Origin of the sequence: Mycobacterium marinum (genome assembly GCF_003391395.1) — a bacterium.
In the GTDB taxonomy this organism is placed as follows: domain Bacteria; phylum Actinomycetota; class Actinomycetes; order Mycobacteriales; family Mycobacteriaceae; genus Mycobacterium; species Mycobacterium marinum.
The window spans coordinates 1,448,612-1,474,545 of sequence record NZ_CP024190.1; the positions used below are offsets into that span (position 1 = coordinate 1,448,612).

Below are 25,934 nucleotides of genomic sequence, written 5' to 3' on the forward strand. Positions count from 1 at the left end.
GTCAATGACAAGTTGTCAATGTCAATATTTTACGTTGACATTGACAACATAGCCATGTACCTAAAGGGGCGTGGCCGCATCGCGCGGTCTGTAGTCCCCCGGGCAGGGAATGCGCGCCGCCCTTGTGTCGCGCGGCAGGTAGCCGTGGCGAATGAGCTGAGGAGTTTCATATGACGGCTGGTACCCCGACGGTCTCGCAATGCCCTGGTGAGGACGACGGGGACCAGGCAGCCCAGTGGGTAGCGGCTTCGGCATCGTTGACCCTTGATCGGTCGTTGCATGAACTCGCCGACGCGGGACACTTCGGACACATCAGTGCCGGAGCCGACGGATCCGCGGTCGATCTCGCCGAGCTCAGTGCGATCGTGGAGCGCGTCGGTGGCATCGATGTCGGCCATGCGGCCCTGCTCGCGGTACATCACGGTGCGATGCAGACCGTCTTGCTGCATGGCAGCAGCCAAGCCCGTCAGCGATTCATCGATCCGATGCGCACCGCCCGGCTGCTGGGTTCCCTGGCGATCACCGAGCCCAGCGTGTCCGGTTCCAACCTGCGTGAACTGGTCAGCACAGCGATCCCCGACGGCTCCGACTGGGTGATCAGCGCCGCGAAATCCTGCATTACCGGTGCGGGATGCACCGGCGTGTTCGTGACTCTGGTGCCGTTCGCCGTCGACGGTGGCACCGCGTTGACCGCGGTGGCGATCCCGGCTGACAGTCCGGGGGTCAGCGTGCTGCCCCCTGAGAGAACCTTCGGATTGCGGTCCGTTCCGGTGTCGGGCATCCGCTTCGATGGGGTGCGGGTAGCGCCCTGGCAGATCCTCGGCGGGATTGGCGATGGGCTCGAGGTGATCGACGAGGGCCTGCGGATCGGCCGCGCTAGCGCCGGCGCGATTGGCCTGGGCGTGATGAAGCGATGCGCGCAGTTGATCTACCGCTTCGCGTCACAACGGGAGGTGAGCACCGGCCTGCTCATCACCGACCCGGTCGTCCAGCGCCGCACGGCGCGCATCGCCGCAGAGATCGAATCGATCGGGGCCCTGCTCGGCGTCGTCGCGACCGAGCCCGATACCCCGCAAGAGATCTTCCTGACGCTCAAGGTCGCCGCCTCCGAGTTCGCCTATCACGCCACCGACAACGCGATGCAGACGCTGGGATGGCGCGGCTACGTGGAGCGCAACCGGGTCGCCGCATTGATGCGAGACGTCCGGTTCCTGCGGATCGGGGAGGGGCCTTCGGAAGCCCTGCTGACCGAACTGGGCGCTCGCTTGGCCGCGCGATCGGACACCGTCTATGACTGGATGGCCAGCCGCGGCTCAGGCCGCGATGCGGCAAACCGGCTGCGGGAAATCGTGGACGAACTCGCTGCCGATACCTCGGTCAACAATTTTCACGACCTGGGCCGGCTTGGGGGCTGGGCGATCCTTGCGGCGGTGGCACCGCAAGGGTCGGCGGCGCAGGCGCTCATCGAGCGGGGTTGGCGTTTCGAACGGACCAAGGTGGGCGGGCGAAACGAGCACGCCAGCGGCTACGAACAGGCGCTACCTGCCTACGCCGATGCGGTCGGCACGCTTGATGAATTTCTCGCCGGCGACGCCGAGGTTGACCCGACCCTGCATCCGCTTCGCCGGCGGGAGGCTGAACCGATCGTCGGTCCCCGGCGGCCGGGCGGGGATCACAGCATTCACGAACTCGTTGCCGCCCAGATCGAGCGCACCCCCCAGGCCATCGCCATTGAAGACGTGGGCGGGGCCACGGTCACCTATGCCGAGCTGGGCGAGCGGGTCGACGCGTTCGCCGAACACCTAGCCGCGGCGGGGGTCCGACCCGGTGATGCCATCGGCGTCTTCCTCGGGCGCAGCGTTCACCTGGCCGTAGCGGCGCTGGCGATCGCGCGATCCGGGGCGGTGGTGGTGGTGCTGAACCCAACCCATCCGAGCGCGCGGGTCGCGGACATGATCACCGATGCCGGTGTCAGTCGCGTTGTCGTCGACGATCAGACCCGGCCATTGGTTCCGGTCAACGCACCCGAGCTGATCGCGGCCGACCGCGCCGGCGCAGCGGTCGCGTCGATGCCGCCGCCCCAGCTCGATCCTGCTGAGCCGGCCTACCTCAACTTCACATCGGGTTCTACCGGCCGCCCCAAAGCGGTGACCAGTTCACACCGTGCATTCTGCAATCAGCTGCTGTGGCGGCGCGACGAATTCGGTCTTGGCGGCGATGATGCGTTGCTGCAGACGGCCGCACCCACATTCGACATCTTCATGTGGGAGATCTTCGGCCCGTTGGTGGCCGGTGCCCGGCTGGTGTTCAACCCGGGGGAGTGGGATCCGCACTCGATCGTCCAACGCGTCAGGCAGTCGAGCATCACGATGCTGCAGATCGTTCCCTCACAGCTGGATGTGCTGCTCGAGGAGCCCGATCTTGGCCAGTGCATGACCTTGCGCTACGTGTTCTGCGGTGGTGAACCGTTGTCGCTGGCGCTGTGCCGGCGGTTTGCCGCCGTGTTGCCCCACGCCGAGCTGGTGAATCTGTACGGACCGACCGAGACGACCATCGATGCGACCTTCTGGCGTGTCGAAGTCGCCGACGAGGCATCCTGGGCGCCTATCGGACGTCCGATCGCCAACGTGTGCCTCTACGTTGTCGATCCGGAGGGCGCGCTGGCCGCCCCGGGGGGCGAAGGCGAGCTGTGGATCGGCGGTGCCGGCGTCACGATGGGCTACCTCGGCTCCCCGGCCATCACCGCGCAGCGTTTCCGCCGCGACGTCCGCTGCGCGCATCCCGGTGCCCGGGTCTATCGCACCGGTGATCGGGTACGCCAAAGACCCGACGGGACGCTGGAGTTCCTCGGTCGGATGGACCGGCAGCTCAAGGTGCATGGCGTGCGGATAGAACCGGCAGAGATCGAGCGAACCCTGTGTGAGCACCCGGGTGTGCAGCATGCGGTGGTCACCGTCAAAGAGCGCGCGCCCGGCGACAAGGCCCTGGCCGCCTACCTCATTTCCGACGCCCCGAACATCGAGCTGGATCTGGAGGCCGTGCTCAAGACCTGCCGCACCAAGTTGCCCGCCACGATGGTTCCGGCCGCGGTGATGGTGCTGGACTCGCTTCCCCGCACCTCGACCGGCAAGGTGGATATGGCCGCGCTACCAGCCGTTTCCTTTGCCGGTGCTGCCGATGCTGCCGATGCTGACGCCGATGTGCGCGATGTGCCGCAGCGACTGATCGGACTGGCCAGAATCTGGGAGGAGATCCTCGGCCGGCCCGTCCTCGATCCCGATGCGGACTTCTTCCGCATCGGTGGGCATTCCCTTGCTGCGTTGCGGGTGATCATGCGGGTGCGTGAACGGATGGGCGTGGTCCTGCAGATGCGCGACTTCGTTTCGGCCGGGACCCTGACCGGCCTGCAAGACCTCATCGAGCACAAACTGCGACAGGTCGCCACCGCCGCCGAGGTCGAGATGCTTGAACCGGCGCCCGTGGACCGGCAGGCGCCCCTGCCGCTGGCACCCATGCAGGCCAATCTGTGGTACCTGCAGCAGCTGGCACCGACGATGTCGGCCTACAACATCGTCGAGGCCGTGCACATTCGTGGCCGGGTGGACACTCGACGCTTGGAAGCCGCGTTCGCCGCGGTGATCGAGCGGCACGAGGCGCTGCGGACGATCTTCCCCTATCAGCAGGGGCAGCCGGTCCAGATTGTGCTGGCACCCGGGGGCGCCGCGCCGATAGAACATGCCGATCTTTGCGGCGGCGGCCAAGACGACGGTGATGCCCGCGCCCACGAGCTCATCGCCGAACTGGGGGCGCGCCCATTCGACCTGCAAAAGGATCTACCCATCCGAGTGCTGCTCATCGCGCTCGGCGCCGATGACCACTACCTGGCCTGGAGCGTGCACCACATCGCCGCCGACGGGTGGTCGGCCGCCGGACTGCTCAACGCCGAGCTGAGCAAGGCCTACGCGGCGCTGGGTAGGGCAGCGCGGCTGCCCCAGCTAAGCCTGCAACCAATCGACTACCACCACTGGGTGGCCGGGCAAATCACCTCCGGCGACCGCGCGGCGCTCGAGGGCTATTGGAGTGAGCATCTGCGCGATGCGCCGCCGGCGACCGATCTGCCCAGGGATTTCCCGCGTCCGCTGCGGGGTAGCTTCCGCGGGGCGCGAGTGCCGATCGTGATTGACGACGACGACCGGGCGGCGGTGCGAGCACTGGCTCGCGAGCATGGCGCGACCCCGTACAGCGTGCTGGTCGCGGCCTTCATGGCGTGGATCGCCAGCCGTGGCCGCCAGCGCGACATCGTGATCGGCGGCGTGACCGCCGGGCGTGAGCATTCCGGCATCGAGAACGTGATCGGCAACTTCGCCAGCACCCTGCCGTTGCGCTGCCGGCTGCGCGACAACCCCACGTTCGCCGACCTGGTCGTCCGCGCCCGCGATGAGGTCCAAGCCATGGTCGACCACAGTGCTTTGGCATTCCCCGACATCGTCAATGTGGTCCGCGCGGAGCGCGCGGGTACCCGCAACCCGATCTTCCAGGCCGTGGTCACGTTGTTCGACGGCGATATCGCCCCGGTGCGCATCGAGGGTGCCGAGGTCAGTCACGTGGCGGTCGACCCGGGGTCGGCAAAATTCGACTTGGTGGCGTCGTTTGCCGACGACGGGAAAACGCTGGGCGGTTTCCTGGAATACGACCGCGAGCTGTTCAAAGCGGCCACGGCCGAACGGCTGGCGGCCGAGTTGGTCGCGACCATCGGTTCGCTCACCCGAACACCCGAATGCCGCATCGAGGACTACGCCGTGGGCGGTGGGGCCTTCGTTGCGGTCACCCCAGCCCCGCTGACCCATGCCCAGCTGCGGATCTGGCTGCTCGACCGGAGGAACGCGGGCGGCCCGGAACTGTGTGCGCAGCGGTATTTCGACCTGCGCGGCAACGTTGACGTCGAGCGGTTGCACGACGCCCTGGAGCTCCTTGCACAGCGCCACCCCGTGCTGCGGACCAGATTCCCCGAACGCGCGACCGGGCCGGTCCAGGTAATCGGGGATGCCGAGCCGGTGCAAGTCCGCGATCTGCGCGGCCATGACCCAAGCGATCGGGAATCGCTACTGCGAGAGCTGGTCTGTGCGGATGCCGCCAGACCGATCGACATCACCACCGACTCTCCGCTGCGTGCGCTCATTCTTCGGCTGGCCGACGACCGGGTGGTGCTCGGACTCAACTACCACCAAATCGTTGCCGATGATTGGGCCGGGGCGACGATCTTGGCCGAACTGTCCCGGCTCTATGGCGCCCTGGGCGACGGGCCGCTCGATGATGAACCCCCCGCCGCGCCGACCATGGGGCAGCTGGCCCTGGCCGAGTCCGCCCAACCCCGCCATCGGCTGGCGGAAACCGACCTGCCGTTCTGGGACGAGATGCTCTCCGGCCTCCCGGGTCGCCTGGAGCTTCCCACTGATTTGCCGGCGCCGTCGGTGGCGTCGTTTTCCGGGGCCAGGTTCGAATCGCCGCTGCCCGATGATGTGCTCGAGCGGCTGGACCGGTTCGCGGCGCAGATCCAGGTGCAGCGGTCCACGGTGGTGCTGGCGATGTGGCAGTACCTGCTGCACCGCTACACCCAGCAAGACGCGCTGCTGGTTGGGCTGCCGTTCCCGGCCCGCCCCGCCGGGGTGCCCGAGGCCGCGATCGGATATTTCGCAAACCTCCTGCCGGTGCGCGCGGATTTCTCGCCGGCGCTCACCTTGCGGTCGCTGACGACCGCCACGGCCGAGCGGCTGGCCGCGACGACGGCCCACGCCGACGTGCCCTTCGAAGAGCTGCGGGAGCGGTTCGCGGCGCGGGACAAGGCGTCGTCGTTGATCGAGGCGGCGTTCGTTCCGGAGGTCCCCGGCTCCTATCGGCCGACGCTGGACGGGCTCGACGTCACCCCGGTGCCACACGACCCCGGCCGTTCGCTGTTCTGGCTTTCGCTGTCCTTGCAGTCCGACGGGACCGCATTGCAGCTGGTGTTCGAATACCGCGATGCGCTGTGGGACGCACCGAGCATCGCGCGGATGGCCGCTCATCTGGTGACGCTGCTGGCCGCGGGTCTCACCCAACCCGATGCGACGTTGGCCGAGTTCTCCATGCTCACCCAGGGCGAGACCGACCAGTTGCGGGCTCTGGATGTACGCCGCGAGATTCGGCCCGCACACTCTGCGCTGCACCGATGGTTCGAGGACCGGGCACGAGTTGATCCGGACGCCGAAGCCGTCCGGTTCCTGGGGCGTGGGCTGACCTATGCCCAGCTAGACGCCGAGTCGAACCGGCTGGCCAGGTTCCTGATCGCCGGTGGCGTGCGTCCCGGCGACAAGGTCGCGATGCTGCTCGAACGCACCCCGCTGATACCCATTGCGGTACTGGCCATCATCAAGACCGGCGCCGCCTATGTGCCGCTGGACCCCAGCTGGCCACCGCAACGAGCCGAACTCGTGCTGTGCGACTGCGCCCCGTCGGCAATCCTCACCGAGACCGCGCTTCAACACGTGGTGGCCGACCATGACGCGCCGATTCTGCAGCTGGATGCGCTGGACTTCTCCGACCAGCCCGGGACCGGGGTCGACATCGAGGTGAACGGCGACGACGTCGCCTATGTCATCTACACTTCGGGCTCGACCGGCCGCCCCAAGGGTGTCGAGGTTACCCACGCCAATGTGATGCGGCTGTTCAGCGCGACCGAGGGCCTCTTCGAGTTCACCAGCGCGGACCGTTGGACGATGTTCCACTCCATCGCCTTCGACTTCTCGGTTTGGGAGCTGTGGGGACCGCTTCTGTACGGCGGATGCGTGGTGATGGTGCCCTATCTGGAGACCCGGACCCCGCGCGCGTTTCGCGAATTGCTGTCACGCGAGCGGATCACCGTACTCAACCAGACCCCGTCCGCGTTTCGACTGCTGCGCGACGCTGACGCCGAGGCCGACACACCGCTGTATCTGCGCTACGTGATCTTTGGCGGCGAAAGGCTGACGTCCTCTGACCTGATCCCCTGGATCGAGGCACACGGCGATTCCCATCCCGACCTGATCAACATGTACGGCATCACCGAGACGACGGTGCATGTGACGTTTCGTCGATTGCGCCGCGAGGATGTGCTGGGCGGGCGGGGTTCGCGGATCGGACGCCCGATACCCGACCTCGAGTGCCTGCTCACCGACGCTGCCGGCAACCTGGTCCCGCTCGGTGTGCGCGGCGAGATCTGCGTGGCCGGTCCCGGGCTGGCAAAGGGCTACCTGGGGCAGCCGGAACTGACCGGTCAACGCTTTGTCCCACACCCGTTTCGCCCTCGGGAGCGGCTGTACCGCAGCGGCGACGTCGGACGGCGACTGCCGTCGGGGGAGATCGAGTACTTCGGCCGCCTCGATCACCAAGTCCAATTGCACGGTTTTCGGATCGAGCTCGGAGAGGTCGAAAACGCCGTCTCGGGGCTGGAAGAGGTGGTGGCCTGTCATGCGATGGTGCGCCACGACGACGCCAAACCCCGGTTGGTGGCCTACGTGGTGACCTCGACCGGCGAGCAACTGCCGATCAGTTCCAGCCGGCAGAAGTTGGCCGCCCGCCTTCCCGGCTACATGCTCCCGTCAGCGATCGTCACCGTCGAATCCCTGCCGCTGACCGCGAACGGCAAGATCGATCAGCGGGCGTTGCCGGCACCGATGGCGGCGGCCGGGGCGCCCGGCGCAACGCCGAGTGAGACCACCGACTCCACCCGGAATCTCGCCGCCTCGACGGTTGACCAGATCCGGCAGGTGTTCGCCGAGGTCCTGGGACTTCCCTCGGTCGGTGCTGACGACAACTTCTTCGATATCGGCGGCGACTCGATGCACGCGGTGCAGCTCTCGGCGAAGGCCAGAGCGTTGGGGCTGGCGGTGGAGGTCCAAGATCTCTTCCAGTGCCAGACGCCCGAGCAACTCGCGGCCGGCCTGATCCGCACCGGTTCGGCCGGTGCCGCCGGTGCGGCGCTGCAATCGCAGCCGCGAACGCCGATGGTCGAGGGGCCGCAACCCAGCGATCTGCCGCCCGGTGTGGCGGATGCCTACCCCCTGGCCGCCCTACAGGCCGGGATGCTGCTGCACAGCCGAGTCGATGGGCCGTGCATCTATCACGACGTGTTCAGCTATCTGGTAGACGCCCCGTGGGACGAGATCGCGTTCCGCGCCGCCGTCGACGTGGTCACCGCCCGGCACCCGATCCTGCGGACGACCTTTGATCTGTCCGGCTATTCGCGACCGCTACAGGTGGTGCATGAAGAGGTTTGCACCCCACTGACGGTCGTCGACCTGTCAGGGCGCAGCGCCGCCGAACAGGAGGCCACCGTGGCGGCCTGGATGGAAGCCGAATCGAGTGCGGCCATGCAGTGGCAAACCCAGACTCCGTTCGGGGTGGTGATCCACGTGCGCGATGGCGAACGCTTCGAACTGGGGCTGACGGTCCACCATGCGCTTCTCGATGGGTGGAGCGTGGCCGAACTTCAGCGTGACCTGCTCGTCAACTACGACGCATTGCGGACCACCGGCGCGCCCCCGGCCCGACCGCGGCTGCAGAACCATTTTCGGGAATTTGTCATGCTCGAGAGCGAAGCCGAGGCCAGCCCGTCGAGGGCCTTTTGGCTCGATCGGCTACAAGGCTTCCAGACGCTGCGCTTTGCGGGCGACCGCCTGCAGCACGTCCGCCCCAAGTTCCGGTGGATCGAGCTGCCCGAGCGCATCGAGGCGGGCCTGGTGCGGATGGCTCGCAGTCGACACGTACCGCTGAAAAGCACGCTGCTGGCCGCCCACCTGGCGGTCAACGGCCGTCTCGGCGCCACCGACGACGTCCTCAGCGGGGTTGTCGTCAACGGCAGGCCCGAAACCGACGACTCGGCCAGCGCCCTGGGGATGTTCTTGAACACGGTCCCGTTGCGGATCAAGATGACGGCACCGGACTACGCCGGGCTGGTCGACCAGGCGTTCGCCGCCGAGCGCGACCTGCTGCCACATCGTCGGGTGCCGTTGCGGGCAATTCAGCGTGACATCGGCATCGGCGGATTGTTCGAGACGGCGTTTAACTTCGTCAGCTTCGACAAGGCCGGTGCCAGTGAGCGCACACCGGTTTCCGCGGGTGCCAGGGATTCGAGAACCTTGCGGCGCAAGATGATCGCCCACACCAATCTGCCGTTGGTCACCATATTCGCCCGCGAGTACGGTGCCCTCGGCATCGGCATCGAATACGATCCGCGGCTGGTTTCCGACGAACAGTTCGACGCGGTTGTCGCCGCCTATCTGGATGCCATCGAAGCCATCGCCGATGGTGGATCAGCTCGACTTCCGGTGTTTCGGCACGAGACGGAGTTGAACTTCCTTCGCCCGACGGGTCTGGTGGCGCCACACGTGGCGGCCAACCCCCAGGAAGTCACCCGCAGGCAGCTGGAGCGGATCTGGGAGCGGGTTCTGGGCCGCCCCGTGGTCGGTACGGATTCGGTGCGCGATTGCGGCGGCGACTCCATCGACGCTTTGGTCATCGGTGAGCACATCGCCACCGAATTCAAGTGCGATCCGCCCCTTGCCGAACTCCTCGACGGTGCCACCTTGCAGTCGCTGGCGTCGACGCTGACGCCGGCGGGCACCGGGTGAAATCTGTGGCCGGGGGCGGCCCTACTTGATCTCGGCGAGCACCGTTCCCTGGGTGATGGCCGCGCCGGCCTCGACCGCAAGCCCGGTGATGACACCGTCTTTGTGAGCGGTGACCGGGTTCTCCATCTTCATCGCCTCGAGGACCACGACGAGCTCGCCGACGACGACCTCCTGCCCTTCTTCGACCGCCACCTTCACCACGGTGCCCTGCATCGGCGCGGTCACGGCGTCGCCGGAGGCGGCGGCACCGGTGTGGGCACCGCGCTTGCGCGGCTTGGGCTTGCGCCGGATGACACCCGCATCGGCGCCGGACCCGTTGGACATCGCCAGATCGGCGGGCAGCGAGACCTCGACCCGGCGACCATCGATTTCGACGACCACGGTTTGGCGTGGGCGGAAGTCTTCGTCGTCGAGCGGTTCACCGGCGGTGAACGGTTCGATCGTGTTGTTCCATTCCGTCTCGATCCAGCGCGTGTGCACCGAGAAACCGTGCTCGTCGCCGATGAATGCCGGGTCGGAGACCACCGCACGGTGGAACGGGATGACGGTGGCCAGGCCCTCGACCTGGAACTCGGCCAGAGCGCGTCGAGCTCGCTCCAGCGCCTCGGTGCGGTTGGCGCCGTACACGATCAGCTTGGCCAGCATCGAGTCGAATTGGCCGCCGATCACCGAGCCGGTCTCCACACCGGAGTCCATCCGCACGCCAGGACCGGCCGGCGGGTGGAACTTGGTGACCGGACCGGGAGCCGGCAGGAAGCCGCGGCCGGCGTCCTCGCCGTTGATCCGGAACTCGATTGCGTGTCCCCGCGGGGTGGGGTCTTCGGTCAGGTCCAGCTTCTCGCCGTTAGCGATGCGGAACTGCTCGCGGACCAGGTCGATCCCAGCGGTCTCCTCGGTGACCGGGTGTTCGACCTGAAGACGGGTGTTGACCTCCAGGAAGGAGATCAGGCCGTCCTGGCCGACCAGGTACTCGACCGTGCCGGCGCCGTAGTAGTGGGCCTCTTTGCAGATCCGCTTGGCCGACTCGTGGATCTCCTTGCGCTGGGCGTCGGAGAGGAACGGCGCCGGAGCCTCTTCGACCAGCTTCTGGTAGCGGCGCTGCAGCGAGCAGTCGCGGGTACCCGCGACCACGACGTTGCCATGCTGGTCGGCGATCACCTGCGCCTCAACGTGGCGCGGCTTGTCCAGGTAGCGCTCGACAAAGCACTCGCCGCGGCCGAATGCCGCGGTGGCCTCGCGCACCGCCGACTCGTAGAGCTCGGGAATCTCTTCCATGGTGCGGGCGACCTTCATGCCGCGCCCGCCGCCACCGAAGGCCGCCTTGATGGCGATCGGCAGCCCATACTCCTGGGCGAAGGCGACCACTTCTTCGGCGTTCTTGACCGGGTCGGGAGTGCCGGGTACCAGGGGCGCCTTGGCGCGGGCGGCGATGTGGCGGGCGGTGACTTTGTCGCCGAGGTCGCGGATGGACTGCGGGCTGGGACCGATCCAGATCAGGCCGGCGTCGATCACGGCCTGGGCGAAGTCGGCGTTCTCCGACAGGAAGCCGTAGCCGGGGTGGATCGCGTTGGCGCCGGACTTCGCGGCCGCGTCGAGGAGCTTCTCAAAGTCCAGGTAGGACTCGGCGGAAGTCTGGCCGCCCAGGGCGAACGCCTCGTCAGCCAGGCTGACGTGCGGGGCCTCGGCGTCGGGTTCGGCGTAGACCGCCACGCTGGCCAGGCCCGCGTCCCGGGCCGCCCGGATCACTCGGACTGCGATCTCGCCGCGATTGGCCACGAGAACCTTGGAGATCCTGGAGCTGGCGTGACTGGCCACTGCGCCTCCTGTAGGGCTGGAAGTCTCTTCGTCTTTAAGAGAATTTCTTACAAGTCTTGTCCGGGGAAGTTTAAGCGGCGCGCCGGAAGCTCGGTCACGCGGTTCCCCTTTCACACGGTCTCGCGCAGCCGCCGCTTGATTCGGGCGAGCATCGCCGACATCCCGCGCAGCCGTAACGGGCTGATCAGATCCGCCAGGCCCAGTTCGCTGTAGAAGTCCTCAGGCACGGCCAAGATCTCGGATGCGGGTTGCTGGTCGAGGCCGGCGGCCAGGATCGCGGCAAAGCCACGGGTGGTCGGCGCCTGCGCCGGGGCACTGAAGTACAGCCGCACCCGGTCTGGGTCTTGCGCGTCGACATGCAGGAACAGCGGGGACTGGCACTCGGGCACGGGCTCCATGGCGGCCTCGGCGAGATCGGACGGCAGCGGCGGTAGCTCGTTGGCGAATTCCAACAGCAAGGCGAGCTTGTCCTGGCCCTGGACTTCGCCAAAGTCGGACACCACCTCCGCCAGCGGAGCGGGCATGCTCATCGCCGCGACGCAAGTCCATCGGCGGATCCGGGGCTCTCGCCCCCGACGATCGGCACCCGCACGGTATTGCCCCACTCGGTCCAGGATCCGTCGTAGTTACGCACCCCGGGCTTGCCCAACAGATGGGTGAGCACGAACCAGGTGTGGCTGGAGCGCTCGCCGATGCGGCAGTACACGATGGTCTTGTCATCGGGGTCCAGGAAGCCGTAAAGCTCGTCGAGCTCGGTGCGGCTGCGGAACCGCCCACTCTCGTCGACCGCCTTGGCCCACGGGATGGACTGCGCCGTGGGGATGTGGCCGCCCCGCAACACGCCTTCCTCCGGGTAGTCGGGCATATGCGTGCGCTTGCCGGTGTACTCGTCGGGGGAGCGCACGTCGATCAGCGGCTGAGTGCCCAATGTGGTCAGCACGTCGTCCTTGTAGGCCCGGATGGGGGCGTCGTTTCGCTCCACGATCGGATAACCCGCGGAGGTCTTGGCGGGCACGCTCAGCGAGGTGTCCCGGCCCTCTGCGATCCACAGGTCGCGGCCCCCGTTGAGCAAGCGCACGTCGGGGTGGCCGAACAGGGTGAACACCCACAGGGCGTAGGCCGCCCACCAGTTGCTCTTGTCGCCGTAGATCACCACGGTGTCATCGCGGCTGATGCCCTTGCGGTCCATCAACTCGGCAAATTGCGCACCGTTGATGTAGTCGCGCACGCGCGGATCGTTGAGGTCGGTATGCCAGTCGATCTTGACGGCGCCCGGGATGTGGCCGATGTCGTAGAGCAGGACATCTTCGTCGGATTCCACGATTGCCAGGCCGGGAACGCCCATGTGGGCGGACAGCCAGTCGGCGGTCACCAGGCGTTCGGGGTGGGCGTAGGCCGACAGGGTGGGATTTGGGTCTGGGGGCAACGGCACGGTGTCAGCCTACCCATCGCACTATCAGGTCAAGCAGCATCAGGGGAGCGGATTCGATGCCCAAAGTGCGGCTATGGATATACCGGCGCGGCTGATCAGGTCCCGCGTCAGCGGCAGCCCAATTCCCACCACGGCGGACGGATCGCCCTCGACGCCGGTGATGAACCAGCCGCCCAAGCCGTCCAGGGTGAACCCGCCGGCCACCTTCAACGACTCCCCGGTGGCCAGATAGGCCTCCAGGTCGTCGTCCGAGGGGGCCGCGAAGTGGACCGTGGTGGTCGAGGTCTCGTCGTCGCGGTGCGTGACGCGTTGCTCGGTCAACCGGACGACGCTGTGCCCGGTGTACAGGTGCCCGCAGCGACCGGCCATCGAGCGCCACAATTGCCGGGCGTCGTCGACGGTCTCGGGCTTTCCGCACAGCCGGCCGTCGATGTAGAGCATCGAGTCGCAGCCGATGACAAGGCAGTCCGCGGCGACGGAAGCCCGCTGGGCGATCAGGGTGGTCGCTACCTGTTCGGCCTTTGCGCGCGCCAGCACACGCACCACATCCGCCGGTGTTGCGGCCGGACCCAGCCCGGCCATGATGGCGTCCTCGTCGACTCCGGAGACCACCACCAGCGGATCAACGCCAGCCTGCTGAAGCACCTTGAGCCGACCCGATGAGGCCGAGCCCAGTACCAGTCGGGTCATCGCCGCATGTGCGTCATTTCCTGCAACGTGATGCGCTGCCAACTGAAGACGGGGTAGCGCAATCTGTCTACCGGCAACCCCCACCGGGATGGCTCGGGCGCTGCGGCCGGGGCTGCGCTGCGCAGGCTGCCCAGCACCGCGACCAGCGCCGCGAGCTCCTGTTCGGTCGGCGCTCCCTTGAGCACGTGGATGTGCGGTTCCAGCGGGTCATGCGCCGGCGCGGTCACCGTACCCTCGCCGCCCTCGCCGCCCTCGCTGGCCTCGGGCTTCTGCTCGATCGGCTGGTTGCCGTTGTTCACGTCGCTCACAGGGGGATGTTCCCATGCTTCTTGGGGGGCTGCTGGGCGATCTTGCGTTCCAGCAGACGCAACGCGGTTCCGATGTACCCGCGGGTGTACGACGGCGGGATCACCGCGTCGACGTACCCGCGTTCGGCGGCGATGTAGGGATTGACCAGGGTGTCCTCGTACTCCTGCTGCAGCTGCAGCCGCAGCGCGTCGACATCCTTGCCGGCCTCGGCCGCTTCCTTGAGCTGCTGGCGATACACGAAGCCGACCGCCCCGGACGCGCCCATCACCGCGATCTGCGCTGTCGGCCAGGCCAGGTTGACGTCGCAGCCCATGTCTTTGGAACCCATCACGCAGTACGCGCCGCCGTAGGCCTTGCGGGTGATGACGGTGACCTTCGGGACGGTGGCCTCGCCGTAGGCGTAGAGCAGCTTGGCGCCGCGGCGGATGATGCCGTTGTACTCCTGGCCGGTTCCGGGCAGGAAGCCCGGAACGTCCACCAGCATCACGATCGGGATGTTGAAGCAGTCGCAGGTCCGCACGAAGCGGGCCGCTTTCTCGGAGGCATCGATGTCCAGGCAGCCGGCGAAGTGGGTCGGCTGGTTGGCGACGATGCCCACCGGCCGGCCCTCGATGCGCCCGAACCCGACCACGATGTTCTGCGCATAGCCGGCCTGGATCTCGAGGAACTCGTCCTCATCGAGGATCCGGGTGATGACCTCATGCATGTCGTAGGGCTGGTTGGGCGAGTCCGGGATCAGCGTGTCCAGCTCCAGGTCCTCGTCGGTGAGGTTCTCCTCGATGGGCCCCTCGGGGGCGGGAGCGGGGTAGCGCGGTGCGTCGGTGGCGTTGTTGGGCGGCAGATAGCTCAGCAGCTCGCGCACATATTCGAAGGCGTCCTGCTCGCCGGACGCGACATAGTGGGCGGTACCCGACTTGACCATGTGGGTGTGGGCACCGCCGAGCTCCTCCATGGTGACGTCCTCGCCGGTGACGGTCTTGATGACGTCGGGTCCGGTGATGAACATCTGACTGGTCTGGTCGACCATGACCACGAAGTCGGTCAGTGCCGGGGAGTAGACGTGCCCGCCCGCGGCGGCTCCCATGATCAGCGAGATCTGCGGGATGACGCCCGAGGCCAGGATGTTGTTGCGGAAGATCCGGCTGTACAGGCCCAGGGAGACGACACCTTCCTGGATGCGCGCGCCGGCGCCGTCATTGATGCCGATCAACGGTCGTCCGGTCTTGACCGCCAATTCCTGAACCTTGACGATCTTCTCGCCGTACACCTCACCCAGGCTGCCGCCGAACACGGTGGCGTCCTGGCTGAAGATGCACACGTCGCGGCCGTCGATGGTGCCGTAGCCGGTGACCACACCGTCGCCGACCGGGCGGTTGCTCTCCAGGCCGAAGTTGGTGCTGCGGTGCTTTGCCAGCGCGTCCAGCTCCACGAACGAGTCCTCGTCGAGCAGCGCATAGATCCGTTCGCGTGCGGTCAGCTTGCCTTTGGCGTGCACCTTCTCGATGGCGCCCTCGCCGACCGGATGCAGCGACTCGGCGCGGCGCTTGTGTAGCTCTGCGAGCTTGCCCGCGGTGGTGTGGATATCGATGGTGTGCTCGGCAGCGGGCTCAGCAGTGTGGTCGGTAACGCTGGTCATGGGAGTTGATGGTATCGGCCGCACCCGCATCGGTTGGTCCGGGCGTACCTGAGCACCCGACGGTCGCGCGGGGATTGCCGATGTGCGCCGCGGCGAACCGTCCGACAGTTGATCTCCCACGGCCGGCCCGGCGTTCTCTAGGCTTGTGCCGTGACGGACCGCGATCAGCTCAGGTTGCCGTTGGACGCCAGCAAGTTGCGTAGTGAGGCGATCGACTCGGGATGGCGCCAGCTCGACGTCGTCGATGAGACCGGCTCCACCAACGCCGATCTGCTGGCCCGGGCCGCTGCCGGGGCCGATATCGAAGGGGCGGTGCTGATCGCCGAACACCAGACGGCCGGACGGGGGCGGCTGGGGCGCGGCTGGTCGGCCACGGCGCGAGCGCAGATCACCATGTCGGTCGGGGTGCGGGTGGACGGCGTCCCCACCGCCACCTGGGGCTGGCTGTCGCTGGCCACCGGGTTGGCCGTGGTGGACACGGTGACCCCGTTGCTTGACGGCACCGCGGCGCAAGCGGGTTTGAAGTGGCCCAACGATGTGCTGGCCGGTCCGCCCGGATCGTTGGGCAAACTGGCGGGCATTCTCGCCGAGGTGGCGATGCCCTACGCGGTGATCGGCATCGGGCTCAATGTCACCCAGGCGCCCGACGAAATTGCCGGGCCCACAGCGACCTCGCTGCTGGACCTCGGGGTGCCGGCACCGGATCGCAACGAACTGGCTGCCCGGCTGTTGCGCGAGCTTGCGGCGCGGATCGATGAGTTCAGACGCGCCCACTCGCGGCTATCGGCCGACTACCGGGCCCGCAGTCTGACCATCGGCTCGCGCGTGCGTGCGCAACTTCCCGGCGGGCGCGAGATCGTCGGGATCGCCCGCGACATTGATGAGCAGGGGCGATTGCGCCTGCAGACTACGCCCGACGAGGCGGGCAAGTCCGGTGAGACGGTCGTGGTGGCCGCGGGTGACGTGGTGCATCTGCGCTAGTGCGGCGCGGCCATCCGTCCAACTTCAGCAAACAGCAGCCAACGGGGGATAAGGTCGCCACCATGGGCTATCCGGACAATGCCATGGCCGCAGGCGAGCAGGTCGTCCTGCATCGTCACCCGCACTGGACCCGGCTGGTCTGGCCGGTCGTGGTGTTGATCCTGATCACCGGGCTGGCCGCGCTGGGCTCGGGGTTCGTCAACTCGACGCAATGGCAGCAGCTGGCCAAGAACATCATCCATGGCGTCATCTGGGGGATCTGGTTGGTGATTGTCGGCTGGCTCACACTATGGCCGTTCCTGAGCTGGCTGACCACACATTTCGTGGTCACCAACCGCCGGGTGATGTATCGCCAGGGCGTGCTGACCCGCAGCGGGATCGACATCCCGTTGGCCCGGATCAACAGCGTGGAATTCCGGGACCGGATATTCGAGCGAATGCTTCGCACCGGGACGCTGATTATCGAATCGGCGTCACAGGATCCGTTGGAGTTCTACAACATTCCGCGCCTGCGAGAAGTGCACGCGCTGCTCTATCACGAGGTTTTCGACACCCTGGGCTCCGAGGAAGCCCCCAGCTGAGCGGCCGATCGCGCATCTGAGCGGTTGGCCCTGGCGGACTTGTTGCGCCAGGAACGCAACAGGGTGACGTTGCCGCCCTCGATCTCGTCTTCGAAGACTTCGGCGATGCCGCCCGCGGTCAGCGCCGACTCCAGCGCCTTGTCCGGGTTGCGTGCGAACGCGTCGGGGAACACCCAGCGGCGGAACGCCCAGAAGCGGAACGCCATCTGCAGCAGATTTCCGATGATGTAGGCCGAGACAAAGTCGGCCAGGTTCTCCACGGTCAGCGACACCATCGGCACCCGCAACTGCAAGACGTAGCTGGAGAACCACAGCGGGGCCATGCTCAGCAGCACACCCACGCCGCTGAACGCGAAGAACAGCAGCGCCTCGTGGTGGCGCTCCCGGCCGCCACGGTCGCGGAAGCTCCATTCCCGGTTGAGCACATAGGACGCGATGACCGCGACGATTCCGGCGATCACCTTGGCCGTCACCGGCTTGGGCTCCAGAATCGTCAACTTCAGCGTGTAGAAAATTGCCGAGTCGATGATAAAAGTAGTGCCGCCGACGATGGCAAATTTGATCAGTTCATGATGACGCTGCGCAAAGGGCTGAACCACCCTGGGAAGGCGCGCGATTGTGGCATCGGCAAAGGACACAACAAGTCAGTGTACGGATTGACACGAAATAGACGCAAAATGATACATAACGATTTGGTGTTGCAGCCGCCAAACACGCCGGTCATGGGCCATGACACCATGATGGCCGTGCCAAGTTCTCGCACCCCCCAGGTTGCCATGGTCGGTGGTGGCCAGCTCGCCCGGATGACCCATCAGGCCGCCATCGCCCTGGGTCAGAACCTGCGTGTGCTGGTTAACTCCGCCGATGACCCGGCGGCGCAGGTGACACCCAATGTGGTGATCGGATCGCACACCGATTTGGACGACCTGCGCCGCATCGCGGCCGGAGCCGACGTGGTGACCTTCGACCACGAGCACGTTCCCGCCGAGCTGCTGGACAAGCTGGTGGCCGAGGGAGTCGTGCTGGCGCCGCCGCCACAGGCTTTGGTGCACGCGCAGGACAAGCTGGTGATGCGCCGGCGGCTGCAGGCACTCGACGTCCCGGTGCCGCGCTACCTGGGCATCCACCAGCTCGACGAGCTCGGTGAGCTGGACGCGTTTGCCCGCGAGCTGGACGCGCCGCTGGTGGTCAAGGCGGTCCGGGGCGGCTACGACGGCCGCGGTGTGCAGATGGCGCGCGATCTGGCCGATGCCCGCGACATCGCCAGCGGCTACCTGGCCGGGGGTGTTCCGGTGCTGGTGGAGGAGCGGGTCCAGTTGCGTCGAGAGCTCTCGGCGCTGGTGGCGCGCTCGCCGTTCGGCCAGGGGGCGGCGTGGCCGGTGGTCGAGACGGTGCAGCAGGACGGCATCTGCGTCGCGGTGATCGCGCCCGCGCCGGCGCTGTCCGCGCAAGCTGGCGCCGATGCGCAACAGCTGGCGCTGCGGTTGGCCGCCGAACTGGGTGTGGTCGGGGTGCTCGCCGTGGAGCTCTTCGAGACCACCGACGGCGCTTTGGTGGTCAACGAGCTTGCGATGCGGCCGCACAACTCCGGGCACTGGACCATGGACGGATCGCGTACCAGCCAGTTCGAGCAGCACTTACGCGCGGTGTTGGACTACCCGCTCGGCGATACCGAGGCGATCGCGCCGGTGACCGTGATGACCAACGTGTTGGGGGCGGCCGCGCAACCGGCGATGAGCCTGGACGAGCGGCTGCACCACCTGTTCGCCCGGATGCCCGATGCCCGGGTGCACCTCTACGGCAAGGACGAGCGTCCCGGCCGCAAGGTGGGACATATCAATTTCCTCGGTTTCGACCCGGCGGCCGTTGCCGGGCTGCGAGAGCGGGCCGAGCTGGCGGCACACTGGTTGTCACACGGACAGTGGACGGACGGATGGGATCCCCATGGCTGAACAGCCCCGGGTCGCGGTGATCATGGGCAGCGACAGTGACTGGTCGGTAATGGCTGACGCCGCCAAGGCGCTGGCCGAATTCGACATCGCGATGGAGGTGCGCGTGGTCTCGGCGCATCGCACCCCGCAGGTGATGTTCGACTACGCGCGCGAGGCGGCCGGTCGTGGCATCGAGGTGATCATCGCCGGCGCCGGCGGAGCCGCGCACCTACCCGGAATGGTGGCCTCGGCCACCCCGCTGCCGGTGATCGGGGTGCCGGTGCCGCTGGCCCGCCTCGACGGACTGGACTCGCTGTTGTCGATCGTTCAGATGCCGGCTGGGGTGCCGGTGGCTACCGTGTCCATCGGAGGCGCCCGCAATGCCGGCCTGCTGGCCGTGCGGATGCTGGGATCATCCGATCCGGCGCTGCGCGCGCGGATCGCCGCTTTCCAAGACCAGCTGGCGCAGACCGTGCAGGCCAAGGATGCGGAACTTCAGAAACTTGCGGGTAAGTTAACCCGCGACTAGAAGCCGACTAGGAGGGCTCGCAAGATGGCTGGTTGGGCCGGAAACCCGTCTTTTGATTTGTTCCAGCTTCCGGAGGAACACCAGGAGTTGCGGGCGGCGATACGCGCGCTGGCGGAAAAGGAGATCGCGCCGCACGCCGCGGACGTGGATGAGAATTCCCGGTTTCCGCAGGAGGCCCTTGATGCGCTCAACGCTTCCGGGTTCAATGCGGTGCACGTCCCCGAGGAGTACGGCGGCCAGGGGGCCGACTCGGTGGCAGCCTGCATCGTCATCGAGGAGGTCGCTCGCGTCGACGCCTCAGCCTCGTTGATCCCGGCGGTCAACAAGTTGGGCACCATGGGCCTGATCCTGCGCGGTTCCGACGATCTGAAGAAGCAGGTGTTGCCGTCGCTCGCCGACGGCGCCGCGATGGCCTCCTACGCGCTCAGTGAGCGCGAGGCCGGTTCGGACGCCGGAGCGATGCGCACCCGGGCCAAGGCCGACGGTGACGACTGGATTCTCAACGGCACCAAGTGCTGGATCACCAACGGCGGCAAGTCCTCCTGGTACACGGTGATGGCCGTGACCGACCCCGAAAAAGGTGCCAACGGCATATCGGCGTTCATGGTGCACAAGGACGACGAAGGCTTCGTCGTGGGCCCCAAGGAGCGCAAGCTGGGGATCAAGGGCTCACCGACCACGGAGTTGTACTTCGAGAACTGTCGGGTTCCCGGCGACCGGATGATCGGGGACCCCGGCACCGGCTTCAAGACCGCCCTGGCGACGCTGGACCACACCCGCCCGACCATCGGTGCCCAAGCGGTGGGCATCGCTCAGGGCGCCCTTGATGCCGCAATCGCCTACACCAAGGACCGCAAGCAGTTTGGGAAGTCGATCAGCGATTTTCAGGCGGTGCAGTTCATGCTCGCCGATATGGCGATGAAGGTGGAGTCCGCGCGGTTGATGGTTTACTCCGCCGCCGCGCGCGCCGAGCGTGGCGAATCCAACCTCGGATTCATCTCCGCGGCGTCGAAGTGCCTGGCCTCCGACGTGGCCATGGAGGTCACCACCGACGCGGTGCAGCTGTTCGGTGGTGCCGGATACACGGTTGATTTCCCGGTCGAGCGGATGATGCGCGACGCCAAGATCACCCAGATCTACGAGGGCACCAACCAGATTCAGCGCGTCGTGATGTCGCGGGCATTGCTGCGCTGAGGTACCGAACCGCAGATTCGCTTCATCGCATCCGATCCGCCAGTACAGTCAAAGTCACGGCACCGCCAAACAATCGGGTGGGCACCGCTGCGCAAAGTCGCCGCGTTCTGCCAGTTGCTGGAGCGGCGTCATGCGGATCAGCTCGACGAACGCGGCATCGAATACATCGGCTTCGCGGTCGACGGGGCCAAACGCATGCAGTTCCTGATCAACGACCTGCTCAGTTTCTCCCGGGTCGACCCATCGACATCCTGCTCGTCGAAGACGATCCCGGGGACGAACTCATCACCCGGGAGGCGTTCGAGCACAACGAGGAGGGGCTGGATTACCTCTATCAGCGGGGCAAGTACCAGCGGCGCGCCGGCCTGATCTGATCCTGCTCGACTTGAACCTACCGAAGTATGACGGTCGGCAGTTGCTGGAGAAGATCATGTCCGACTCCGAGCTTTGTCGTATCCAGGTGGTGGTGCTGACCACGTCCTCGGCCGAGGAGGACATTCTGCGCAGCTACAATCTTCATGCGAACGCCTATGTCACCAAGCCGGTCGATCTTGACCAATTCATGACCGCCGTCCGGCAGATCGATGAGTTCTTTCTTCAGGTGGTTAGGCTTCCGCAAAGCTGAGTAGCGGCGCGGCTCAACGTTTTCCGGCGGGCTGGTTGGACGCCACGATCCCGTGTTGATCGACCTCGTGTACGTGGACGGTCGAGAAATCGAAGAACATGCCGACGATCTGTATCGCACCGGAGGCTATCGCGGGAGCCAAGACCTGGTTGTGCGCAAGCCTTTCCAGCTGAATCGCCACATTGACCACAGCTAGCTGGTCGAGTTCGCCGAACCCGATGGACGCCGCGCTCGCCCGTGCCGGATGACCGTCTCGGAACGCGGCCAAACTATCGTGTGCGTGTTCAAGCCAGTGGTTCATCGGGCGGTCGACGTCACTTGCGCCGTTGTCCAACAACGACTGCATTGCCCGGCATGCCGAGTGTCCGCATACGACAACCGAACTCACACCAAATTGGTTGACCGCGAAGTCCAGGGCGGCATCCACCGAGCGTTCGGTTGGATCGATCGGTACCAGGTTGCCGACGTTGCGGACGATATACAGGTCGCCCGGTTTGCTGGCCGTGATGACGTCGGGCAGGATCCGGGAATCGGCACAGGTGAGAAAGACCGTGTCGGGGTTGGCCGGATCCATCAGCTCCCGCACATGGTGGTGCAGCGATCCCACACCGTTGCGGTGGTACTCGTCAACGCCATCGAGGATTGAGGCGTCGGTATCCTGCTGATTGTCGCGGCGGGAAGTCCATGGTTCTCGTAGCGCCCTAGACATGAAGTGGCGTTTCGGCGGACTGCTGTGTGCGCTGATCATGTTCGCGGGTGAGGTCTCGATAATGGTTACCGTCCCGCCCGCCGCTTCGTGGGAAATCTTCCAGTCGGAGATGGTTTCGGACACCGAGTGATCGATGTAGTCCGCGTTCAGGGTCAACGTCACATCCGATCCATCCGGCAGGGTGGAGAGCACCTTGGTCAGGCGCGGTAGCAGCAAGAAGCTCAGCGTGCCGTCGATATCCACCCGCCAATGCTTAGCTTGTCCACCTACCGGCCTGGCTTCGATAGGTGCGCGCATGACCCGGATCAACAAGAAGGCGATCGCAACACCGAGTCCAATGACCACGCCCTCGAGCAGGTTGAGGAATATGACGCCCAGGATGGTGATGACATAGATCACAAAGTTGCCGGTCCGCCACGCAATCTGGATGTGTGCCAGCTGGATGAGCTGGGTGCCGACCACAATCAGGAGCCCGGCGAGCGCCGCCTTGGGGATCAGTTCCACCAGGCCGGTGAACAGCGAGGCGAACAGCAAGATCCAGACCCCGTGCAGCACCGCTGAGGTGCGGGTGCGGGCTCCGGCCGCCACATTGGCCGAACTGCGCACGATGACGCCGGTGACGGGAAGCCCGCCGAGCAGTCCGGAGAGCACGTTGGCGCTGCCCTGGCCGAGCATTTCCCTGTTGAAGTTGGTCCGCGGGCCTTGGTGCAACTTGTCCACACCGACCGCACACAGCAGCGATTCGACGCTGGCGATCAGGGCGATGGTCAGGATGCCGACGGCGATGCTGCTGATGTCGTTGCTCCAGGGCTGGCCATCGGGGGTCAGCGCGGGCAGCCGGGGCAGCGAGATGGCCTCGAAGAAGTTGCCCGAAAGGTTGATGCGCTCCACATCTAGATTCACCATCAGCGACAGTGCGGTGGCTCCGGCGATGGCCACCAGGGGGCCCGGAACCATCCGCACCATGGCGGGCAGCCGTGACCACATCAACAATATTGCGATCATGGTTCCGCCGACGATCACTTCGTGTAGCTCGTGATGGAGGATGCCGTTGGGCAACGCCGTGATGTTGCGCCACGCCGAGCTGTGCGATGAGCCGCCCATCAGGACATGGATCTGTTGCAGCACGATGGTCACGCCGATGCCGGCCAGCATGGCGTGCACCACCACCGGTGCAATGGCCAGCGCGGCGCGTGCCATCCGGCTCAGCCCGAAAATGATCTGCAGGACGCCCGCGCCGAGGGTCATCAGGCACAACATCTGCCAACCGACCTGTTCGATCAATCCGGCGACCACCACGGTGAGGCCGGCGGCCGGGCCGCTCACCTGAACCGACGACCCGCCGAGCAGTCCGGCGACAATGCCACCCACCACCGCGGCGATCAAACCGGCCATCAACGGAGCCCCGGAGGCAATGGCGATCCCCAGTGACAGGGGCAGCGCTACCAGGAAGACGACGATCGAAGCGGGGAAGTCATGGCGCAAGTTGGCCAGGATCCACTGGGATCGAGATTCGGGTGCCCCGGCGGAGTTCTTGACTGCGGTGCTCATTTGTTGACTCCTCAAAGCCGGTCAAAGAGGCCATCCCGGGCTGGCCGGCAATCGAGACCTGACACCCCTTCGACACCGGCTTGAATGTGATCTGTCAAATCAAGTGTCCGCCGAGCGTCGTAGGTGCGTGTGAGGCAGTTCATATTTGTGCGCAGCAAATCTATGAGTCTGCAGGTTTTATATCCAAAATCCTCCACGCTTCACCGGCCCATGCGGCAAACCCCGGCACTGATTCATTGACAACTCACAAGAAAGTTTCCGGTGCTGACCGCGAAACTTAGGATTCGCCCAGAAGTGTTTTGTTGTGCTCGCCGGTGGCCGGCGGGGGATCGGCGAGCACCGCGCTGAAGCTCGAGTAGCGCGCGGGCGTCCGGATCACCGTGACGGCGTCATCGCCACTGCCGACCTCCAATGCCAGCTCGTTCTCGGCGAACAACGGCGTCGTGACGACCTGTTTCCAGGTGTAGGCCAGGCAGGCCATCAAACCGCCTTCGTGTAGCAGTTCGACCCACTGCGCGGCGGTCTTGGCGGCCAGGGCCGATTCCAGTTCTTCGGTCAATTCCGCGCAGTTGATCGCCCGCGCGCGTTGGTCGATGAAGCGCTCGTCGTCGAGGAGATCGGGCCGGCCGATGATCTCGCACAGCCGCTGCCAGTGCTTGGGCACGTAGGCGCTGATGAGCAGGTAGCCGTCGGCGGCGCGGAAGGCATCCGATGGCTGGGTCGCAAAGGCAACCCGCTTGCGGCGCGCGCCTGTGGGTGTCTGCTCGGGCTTGGTGGGCGCGTCCGAACTGGGGCGATTGAGGTGCATGGTGAGCTGGTTGGCCTGCAGCCCGACCGCGACGTCGTACATCGCCACCCGGACGGTGTCGGCCACCCCGTGCCGCTCGCGGTTGAGCAGCGCGGCCAGGACCGCCTGGGCTAGCACGTGCCCGCTGGCATTATCGACCAACTGAAACGGGATGATCTGTGGCTTGCCGTCGGGGGTGGGCATTCCGGTGGTCATTCCCGCCTCGGCGGCGACCATCAGATCGACGCCCGGTCGAGTGCCGTGCGGGCCGTTGCCACCGAATGCCGACAACCGGGCATAGATCAGTTTGGGGTTGCGGGCGCGCAGGGCCTCAGGGCCAAGGCCCATTCGCTCCATGACGCCGGGCCGAAACCCCTCCAGCACCACGTCGGCGGTGTCGGCGAGCCGCAGGATCTGCCGGCGAGCCGTGTCGGTGGACAGATCCACCGACACCGACTTCTTGCCCCTGTTGTTCGGCAGGAAATAGGTCGCTAGCGGCGGGCGGTGCGGCAGCACGGCGGTGATGTGCCGCGCCGCCTCACCGCCGGGGGCCTCAACCTTGATCACCTCGGCGCCCAGGTCGGCCAGGACCTGTCCGGCCAGCGGCCCGGCAACGTTCTGGGTGAAATCGAGCACCCGAAACCCATCGAGTGGTTTGGCGGGGTTGCCCTCGGGCATCGGCAAATCCTTCCCTGCTGCGCGTGTCACCAGGCGACCGGCTCGGCGCGCTCGGTGGGACGAGTCGCGACATCGTGACGTTCGCCCCGAAAACTCGAGCTGTCAAGTGGGATATCAAGATCGGCCACTGCTCAGCCCGGTTGACGAGCCGCCGGGGCGGCGCAGCGCACCGTGGCTCAATCGCTGCTGTCCGGATTGCGCAGGACGGCGTTTTGCAGGGTGGTGGTGAGCCAGGCTTCAAAGCGCTGCAAGCTGAACCCGCCGTGGGTAACCATGATCTCGTGGCTAGCTGGACTGGTGAGGGCCCAGGCGGTATCCACCGCGTCTTGGCGGGGCAATCGCAGGGCATCGTCGGGGATGGCCACCAGCAGTGCCCGCATCGTTTCCCGGCGCAGCATCTGGATCTGATGCCACTCCGCTGCGATGGCGCTGTCGACGCCGGATCCGTCGCGGTAGGCGCGCCACGCTATTGCCGAGCGCCGTGCCGCATCGCAGACCAATGCGGAAACCTGGGCCAGGGTCCCGGCGGGGCTATCGGGTTGAAGTTGGGCGGCAAAGTGCTGTCCCGACGGCGCGGCGTCGGGGGCGAGGGTGCTCTCGAGATAGCCGCGGAGCAGCGCGCGTTTGCTGCCCCAGGCGAGGTAGAGCGTTTGCACGGTCACCCCGGCTCCCTCGGCGATCCGGCTGACCGTCGAGGCGACGTATCCGACACGAGCGAATTCTTCGGCGGCGGCCGCGAGCAACAGGTGACGGGTCTGCGCGCGCGACGCGGCCCCCGCTTCGCGTACCCGGGTCGTGTTTCGCTGCCGCTTTCTTTCCATCGAAGTCAGCATACTTCAGCG

General features: G+C 66.4%; 16 protein-coding genes and 2 pseudogenes. 8 read left to right on the top strand and 10 right to left on the bottom strand.

The genetic code is table 11. From position 1 onward, the window contains the following. The first annotated feature begins 170 nt into the window (after positions 1-170). Complete coding sequence (locus CCUG20998_RS06045; protein ID WP_020732105.1) at positions 171-9,644, top strand: non-ribosomal peptide synthetase; 9,474 nt, start codon at positions 171-173, stop codon at positions 9,642-9,644. Positions 9,645-9,665: 21 nt separating this feature from the next. Here the strand turns inward: CCUG20998_RS06045 and CCUG20998_RS06050 are convergent, their stop codons facing one another. From CCUG20998_RS06050 to CCUG20998_RS06075, 6 genes are all read right to left on the bottom strand, one after another. Continuing rightward, positions 9,666-11,459 carry an acetyl/propionyl/methylcrotonyl-CoA carboxylase subunit alpha gene (locus CCUG20998_RS06050; RefSeq protein WP_020727295.1) on the bottom strand — a complete coding sequence of 598 codons (1,794 nt, stop codon included), beginning with the start codon at positions 11,457-11,459 and terminating at the stop codon, positions 9,666-9,668. A gap of 110 nt (positions 11,460-11,569) precedes the next feature. Next, positions 11,570-11,989 carry a SufE family protein gene (locus CCUG20998_RS06055; protein WP_020727294.1) on the bottom strand — a complete coding sequence of 140 codons (420 nt, stop codon included), beginning with the start codon at positions 11,987-11,989 and terminating at the stop codon, positions 11,570-11,572. Continuing rightward, positions 11,986-12,891, bottom strand: coding sequence for a sulfurtransferase (locus CCUG20998_RS06060; protein WP_020732108.1), 906 nt, complete (start codon positions 12,889-12,891; stop codon positions 11,986-11,988). The genes CCUG20998_RS06055 and CCUG20998_RS06060 overlap by 4 nt, the downstream gene beginning before the upstream one ends. A 39-nt stretch (positions 12,892-12,930) precedes the next feature. Further along, positions 12,931-13,581: a Maf family protein gene (locus tag CCUG20998_RS06065; RefSeq protein ID WP_020732109.1), complete on the bottom strand. Its 651-nt coding sequence runs from the start codon at positions 13,579-13,581 to the stop codon at positions 12,931-12,933. Continuing rightward, positions 13,578-13,889 carry an acyl-CoA carboxylase subunit epsilon gene (locus CCUG20998_RS06070; RefSeq protein ID WP_020732110.1) on the bottom strand — a complete coding sequence of 104 codons (312 nt, stop codon included), beginning with the start codon at positions 13,887-13,889 and terminating at the stop codon, positions 13,578-13,580. Before CCUG20998_RS06070 ends, CCUG20998_RS06065 begins: the two co-directional genes overlap by 4 nt. After that, on the bottom strand, positions 13,886-15,526 hold the full coding sequence (locus tag CCUG20998_RS06075; protein ID WP_012393130.1) for an acyl-CoA carboxylase subunit beta: 1,641 nt from the start codon (positions 15,524-15,526) through the stop codon (positions 13,886-13,888). The genes CCUG20998_RS06070 and CCUG20998_RS06075 overlap by 4 nt, the downstream gene beginning before the upstream one ends. Before the next feature lie 150 nt (positions 15,527-15,676). Here CCUG20998_RS06075 and CCUG20998_RS06080 point away from each other — a divergent pair, with 150 nt between their 5' ends. Beyond that, positions 15,677-16,507, top strand: coding sequence for a biotin--[acetyl-CoA-carboxylase] ligase (locus CCUG20998_RS06080; RefSeq protein WP_020732111.1), 831 nt, complete (start codon positions 15,677-15,679; stop codon positions 16,505-16,507). 62 nt (positions 16,508-16,569) lie between these two features. After that, a complete protein-coding gene (locus tag CCUG20998_RS06085; RefSeq protein WP_012393132.1) occupies positions 16,570-17,088 on the top strand; it encodes a PH domain-containing protein in 519 nt (172 codons plus the stop codon). Here CCUG20998_RS06085 and CCUG20998_RS06090 read toward each other — a convergent pair. After that, positions 17,043-17,726: a GtrA family protein gene (locus CCUG20998_RS06090; protein WP_020732112.1), complete on the bottom strand. Its 684-nt coding sequence runs from the start codon at positions 17,724-17,726 to the stop codon at positions 17,043-17,045. The two genes, CCUG20998_RS06085 and CCUG20998_RS06090, sit on opposite strands and share 46 nt — an antisense overlap. Positions 17,727-17,825: 99 nt before the next feature. Here CCUG20998_RS06090 and CCUG20998_RS06095 point away from each other — a divergent pair, with 99 nt between their 5' ends. The 5 genes and pseudogenes from CCUG20998_RS06095 to CCUG20998_RS06115 all read left to right on the top strand — a co-directional run bounded on the left by CCUG20998_RS06095 (position 17,826) and on the right by CCUG20998_RS06115 (position 21,367). After that, entirely contained in the window at positions 17,826-19,040 is a 1,215-nt protein-coding gene (locus CCUG20998_RS06095; RefSeq protein ID WP_050674673.1) for a 5-(carboxyamino)imidazole ribonucleotide synthase, read from the top strand. Continuing rightward, entirely contained in the window at positions 19,033-19,548 is a 516-nt protein-coding gene (purE, locus tag CCUG20998_RS06100) for a 5-(carboxyamino)imidazole ribonucleotide mutase (protein WP_020732114.1), read from the top strand. Before CCUG20998_RS06095 ends, purE begins: the two co-directional genes overlap by 8 nt. Before the next feature lie 24 nt (positions 19,549-19,572). Continuing rightward, positions 19,573-20,742, top strand: a complete 1,170-nt coding sequence (locus tag CCUG20998_RS06105; protein WP_020732115.1) for an acyl-CoA dehydrogenase — start codon at positions 19,573-19,575, stop codon at positions 20,740-20,742. A gap of 84 nt (positions 20,743-20,826) precedes the next feature. Next, positions 20,827-20,979 (top strand): annotated as a pseudogene (locus CCUG20998_RS06110) (histidine kinase dimerization/phospho-acceptor domain-containing protein); the annotation flags it as partial. Positions 20,980-20,984: 5 nt separating this feature from the next. Next, positions 20,985-21,367: pseudogene (locus tag CCUG20998_RS06115) on the top strand (response regulator). A gap of 13 nt (positions 21,368-21,380) precedes the next feature. Here the strand turns inward: CCUG20998_RS06115 and CCUG20998_RS06120 are convergent. From CCUG20998_RS06120 to CCUG20998_RS06130, 3 genes are all read right to left on the bottom strand, one after another. After that, positions 21,381-23,627, bottom strand: a complete 2,247-nt coding sequence (locus CCUG20998_RS06120; RefSeq protein WP_020732118.1) for a SulP family inorganic anion transporter — start codon at positions 23,625-23,627, stop codon at positions 21,381-21,383. Positions 23,628-23,904: 277 nt separating this feature from the next. Then, positions 23,905-25,092: a CoA transferase gene (locus CCUG20998_RS06125; protein WP_020732119.1), complete on the bottom strand. Its 1,188-nt coding sequence runs from the start codon at positions 25,090-25,092 to the stop codon at positions 23,905-23,907. Between the two features lie 176 nt (positions 25,093-25,268). Next, positions 25,269-25,913 (bottom strand): TetR/AcrR family transcriptional regulator, encoded by a 645-nt coding sequence (locus CCUG20998_RS06130; protein ID WP_020732120.1) that lies wholly within the window; start codon positions 25,911-25,913, stop codon positions 25,269-25,271. Between the last annotated feature and the right edge of the window lie 21 nt (positions 25,914-25,934).